General features: G+C 43.4%; 3 protein-coding genes and 1 pseudogene. All 4 read left to right on the plus strand.

Annotation, left to right across the window (positions count from 1 at the left end):
* Nucleotides 1-448: pseudogene (locus C7A19_RS15650) on the plus strand (type VI secretion system tip protein VgrG); the annotation flags it as partial.
* Nucleotides 445-1236: a DUF4123 domain-containing protein gene (locus C7A19_RS14620; protein ID WP_116645265.1), complete on the plus strand. Its 792-nt coding sequence runs from the start codon at nt 445-447 to the stop codon at nt 1234-1236. The pseudogene C7A19_RS15650 and the gene C7A19_RS14620, both read left to right, overlap by 4 nt.
* Nucleotides 1229-3364: a DUF2235 domain-containing protein gene (locus C7A19_RS14625; RefSeq protein ID WP_116645266.1), complete on the plus strand. Its 2136-nt coding sequence runs from the start codon at nt 1229-1231 to the stop codon at nt 3362-3364. The genes C7A19_RS14620 and C7A19_RS14625 overlap by 8 nt, the downstream gene beginning before the upstream one ends.
* Nucleotides 3348-4106: a DUF2931 family protein gene (locus tag C7A19_RS14630; RefSeq protein ID WP_235614321.1), complete on the plus strand. Its 759-nt coding sequence runs from the start codon at nt 3348-3350 to the stop codon at nt 4104-4106. The genes C7A19_RS14625 and C7A19_RS14630 overlap by 17 nt, the downstream gene beginning before the upstream one ends.
* Nucleotides 4107-4270: the final 164 nt, after the last annotated feature.

The following is a 4270-nucleotide window of genomic DNA, read 5'->3' on the forward strand; positions in this document are numbered from 1 at the left end:
TCGTGTGATGGGCAATGCGCATCATACCGTGGAGGGAGAGAGTCGCCAGTACACCCAACAAGACCAAACCCTGATTGTAGACGGCTCGCTGCATGTTAAAGCTGGCCAAGTGTGGGTGAATGACGCCAGTAACGAAATTCACATCAAAGCCGGTCAAAAAGCGGTGATTGAGGCGGGGAGTAGCATCACCGTCAAAGCCGGCGGCAGCTTTGTCAGCATTAATGGCGGCGGTGTTCACCTTGTGGGCCCTGCGATTAACCTCAATTCAGGCGGCAGCCCCGGCGCCGGCAGTGACTATGCCGGTAAAGTCGCCGCCCTCCCGTTTGGGGTGGAGTCGCCAGAGAGTCCAATGCCCGCTCAAACGGTTTCTTATGAGGCGCTATTGACCGCCGAAAAAGCACATATACCAGCCGTCAAAATATGTCCTGTTGTGGGAGGTGGGCAGTGATAAAACAATGGTTCACTGAACAAATCGACGACATATATTGGTTGGTCGAAGACAACACATTAAAACAGGCGATAGAAGCCAACGGGGAGCTTTCATTTCCTGATACACAATTGGTTTTTCAGGGGGAAATGTTCGATGCTGTAATGTCACTTTCGCCTTGGCTACTACCTGTGACTGGGTCGGTCAGGCAACTGCCTGAACAAGTATTACAGCAAGGCATTTACTTTTCTTGTACTCAGACTCTCGATGTTTTGTTAAGCCATTTACAGAGTTTATTGATTGCTGCACTTGACGGTGAGGAAGTCTTGTTTCGATTTTATGACCCTCAGGTGCTATTACCCATGCTGGACACCATGGATGAGCAAGAGCTGTCCGCGCTTCTGGGGCCAGCTGAAAGGCTAACAACATTTTTAAATGGTCAAAATCGTCAATGGCACAATGGCATCGATAAGCAATACCAACCACGACTGGCACCTTGGTGGATAATTAAACCTCATCATTTAACGCCACTGTACCGCACAGATGTGCATGCAAAGATTCTAGAAAGACGCCTCTGGGAGTGCTTACCCGATGCACTAATGCAACTCGAAAAGCCCTCTCAGGTTTTTGAAGCGGTACTGAATGACGCTAAAAAGAATGGTAAGGATTATGAGTATGCAGAGCGTTTGGTGCTCAGTCACTTAATCAACGAGACGTCCCTAACTTTAGAAGCGGTTCGTGATGCACTGCATCTTGAACAAAAAGAATGCGAAGAAATAGATAAATTACGGGAAAATACGTATGAGTAACACAGGCGTAAACCCACATTGTCAACCATGTGAAAAGCGTGAGCACTGGATAGAGCTACTTATTCGTGATGAGCATAACCAGCCGTTTAATGATGTTAAAGGCACCTTAATTGATGCCACCCAAAAAGCGCACCCCATTTCTTTGGGTGAGCAACCCATTTTGGTTAAAGACATTGCCCCCGGCCCTGTTGAAATACAGTTAGATCTGGGTGATTGGTTACGTGAAGCGCAAGACAGTCAACACGCAGTGAATCCTGACTCTGACCCTGTACAGGAATTTTCAAAGACCTATACCGGATACAATGAGGGAGAGGTAATTTATCATGAAGTGACGACAGGGGACTTGACTGAGCTACCTCAATATGAATTAACCGAAGAATTACCAGAAAATAGAGTTACTCTTCCTGAACGGCATCAAAAAGGGGCCGCCGACAAAATAAAACTCGTCACAGATAAAACATATATTCTTAAAGTGAGAGCGTACAAATTTATTACGCTTCGCTTCGGTGTGTTCTTTGATGGTACGGCCAATAATACGTACAGTGCGTTATGGGGTAAGCAGCAGTTTGACCGTTACTATAATACGTGGAAAGCCAACTATGATACTGAGTGTGAAATACTGGCTAAAAAAACTGGATTACCCAGTGGCTCGATTAAACCGACACAGTTACCGGATTCATGTTTTGCGTATCCAGAAGGGGTTGAGGGAAGCGCCGCGAATGAAATCACCAATGTATATAAGCTCTATGATCGGTATGTAAACAGTGATTTTTTACCAGAGAATACTCTTGCGTTAAGTGAATATATAACAGGAATTGGCACGGGAAATAGTGAAGATATCGCACCGGCAGATGAATCTACTTACGGCCAAGCAACAGGGACTGGAGACTATGGTATTAGGAATAAGGCTTATTATGCGTCTAATAAAATTCAAAATAGGTTAAAAGACGCTAAAGAAATAATTAAAAACCACAACGAGCATATCGACGGTGTTAATAAGATTCAGTTTGATGTTTTCGGATTTAGTCGCGGCTCTGCAGCAGCAAGGCACTTTATTAATTACGTTCTGCAAGAAGATGGTTATTTTGTGAAACACTTTAGACGATCTTGCGCCCGCTCAGAACTGTACTTATCGTATGGATTTGATTGGTTAGAAAATGATCCTGAGAAAGCGTGCTTAGAGATAACGTTTGCAGGCTTATTTGATACTGTAGCGTCGGTCATTGACGGCCTAGATACGATGGACTTTTCCACCCATAACACCAAGCATGGCTTGGTAGAGCTATGGATTGACCCGAAGCGTGTTCGTCGCGCCGTACACCTAACTGCACACCCAGACACAGAGTATCGTTATGACTTTAGTCTCAACCACCTAAATAATGTGGCGCTAGGCGAGTTAGTCAGTGCAGAACAACGATCGAAAGCGGAGCCACCTGTGGCGCATTTTCATGAGTTTGTTGTGCCTGGAAGTCACTCAGATATTGGTGGAGGCTATAAATCACGTTTAAGCTACGACCATAATGATTATTTATTACCTGCACTCGAAAAAGTGCTTGTTAAGTCAATCAGCAAGCGTTATTCCTTTTCGTTAGGGACAAAAGAAAAAGTCAATAACGAGGTTGTAAAACTGCTTAATGAATATAAAGAAAAAGACAAAAAAGCCGGCTGGCGTGATGAAGACTACATCATTGAAACCAAAGAACGCATTGGCAAAGACAGTGGTCAGATAACAGGTAAGCTATATATAAAGCGCCAAGTGGAAGGCGAACTCTCTCGCTTATATTTGCGTGTTATGTACGGTTTGGCAGAGTTTTATGGTGTGCCAATTCATGATGAAGATGGAAAAATATGGACGAGATCCGACTCAACACTATATATAGTAAATTCTATTAATAATGTGGATAGGTTAGATTTAAATTTTGATGGCCTAAATAGTCGAGTTCTAGAGTTATCTAAGAGTGGTGATATTTCTTCACTAAGTTCAATACTAGAAAGCGAAGCGCTAGTGAAGAAGCTGGCATATGCTAAATTAATTCACCATTCTTCAAAAGATAGTTTAGGCTTTAGACCACATTGGGATGACGAATCTAATTGTTATAGGAGGGCAAGCTTTGTCTGCACTAAATAAGTATAATAAAACACTGATAACCCTGCTTGCATTGTTTTTATTAATTGGGTGCAAAGAGAACGAGCCTCTACCTGGTGATCCTTGGCAGGTTTCTGTAGTAACGCCTTCATTTTATCCCATTAAAATCACACAAGCGTATGGTGTAAATACAGAGCAAGACTGGACAATGCCGCTCCATGGTCTAGCCCAGACGATGAGAAAAAGCAAACTAGAGCATGCGCGCACCGTATTCCCCGATTACGATGGATTTGGATTTCCAATATCATTACTTACTGGTGTCCGTGGGCGCCAACTGGGCTCAGCTAATAAACACCTACCGGATAGTATTTATGTATATTGGACGTCGCTGATTAATATGCGTTTCTTTGTGACTAAATATGATCTTTCTCCGAAGGTTAAGGAGTTAATGGCGAAAAAGTTGCATTATACACGAAGTGATGGCTCTAAAGGACTTCCTTGTTATCGAACCGAATTATTCTTTGGTATGTTACCTAATGGAAAAGCCAAAGTATGGCTGTGGGGTTGTGAGCAATTGATCTATTTGGCAGAGCTTGATCCAGCTCGAGAGAAAGATCGTGACCAAAATGGTGTGACGGCTGAAAGATATCGAGAGTCATCTTACTACTTTGACACCATTAATCAACGTGCAAAAGATGAAGGGGTTGCCATTGATCCAATCCCATGGGAGAAAGTGGGCAAAGTCTATAGCAAAAATACAGTCGAATTACTCAGTGAGCAGTAGTGTTGGGTAGCTCGAAGTGATATCTCCATCCATTTATCACAGACTTTAAATTTTCATCGCCCAGTGAGTGAATAGCATCCACTGGGCGGTATGTCCACTCTATTGAGATGATGGATAACCGAGTTTCCGCACCTAATTTAGGAATAAACCGCTTCGTATAACTG

Source organism: Salinivibrio sp. HTSP (genome assembly GCF_003390965.1).
Lineage (GTDB): Bacteria > Pseudomonadota > Gammaproteobacteria > Enterobacterales > Vibrionaceae > Salinivibrio > Salinivibrio kushneri.

Excerpts from the sequence above, each read along its gene's own strand:
- C7A19_RS14625 (WP_116645266.1), top strand. The coding sequence starts at position 1,229 with ATGAGTAACACAGGCGTAAACCCACATTGTCAACCATGTGAAAAGCGT.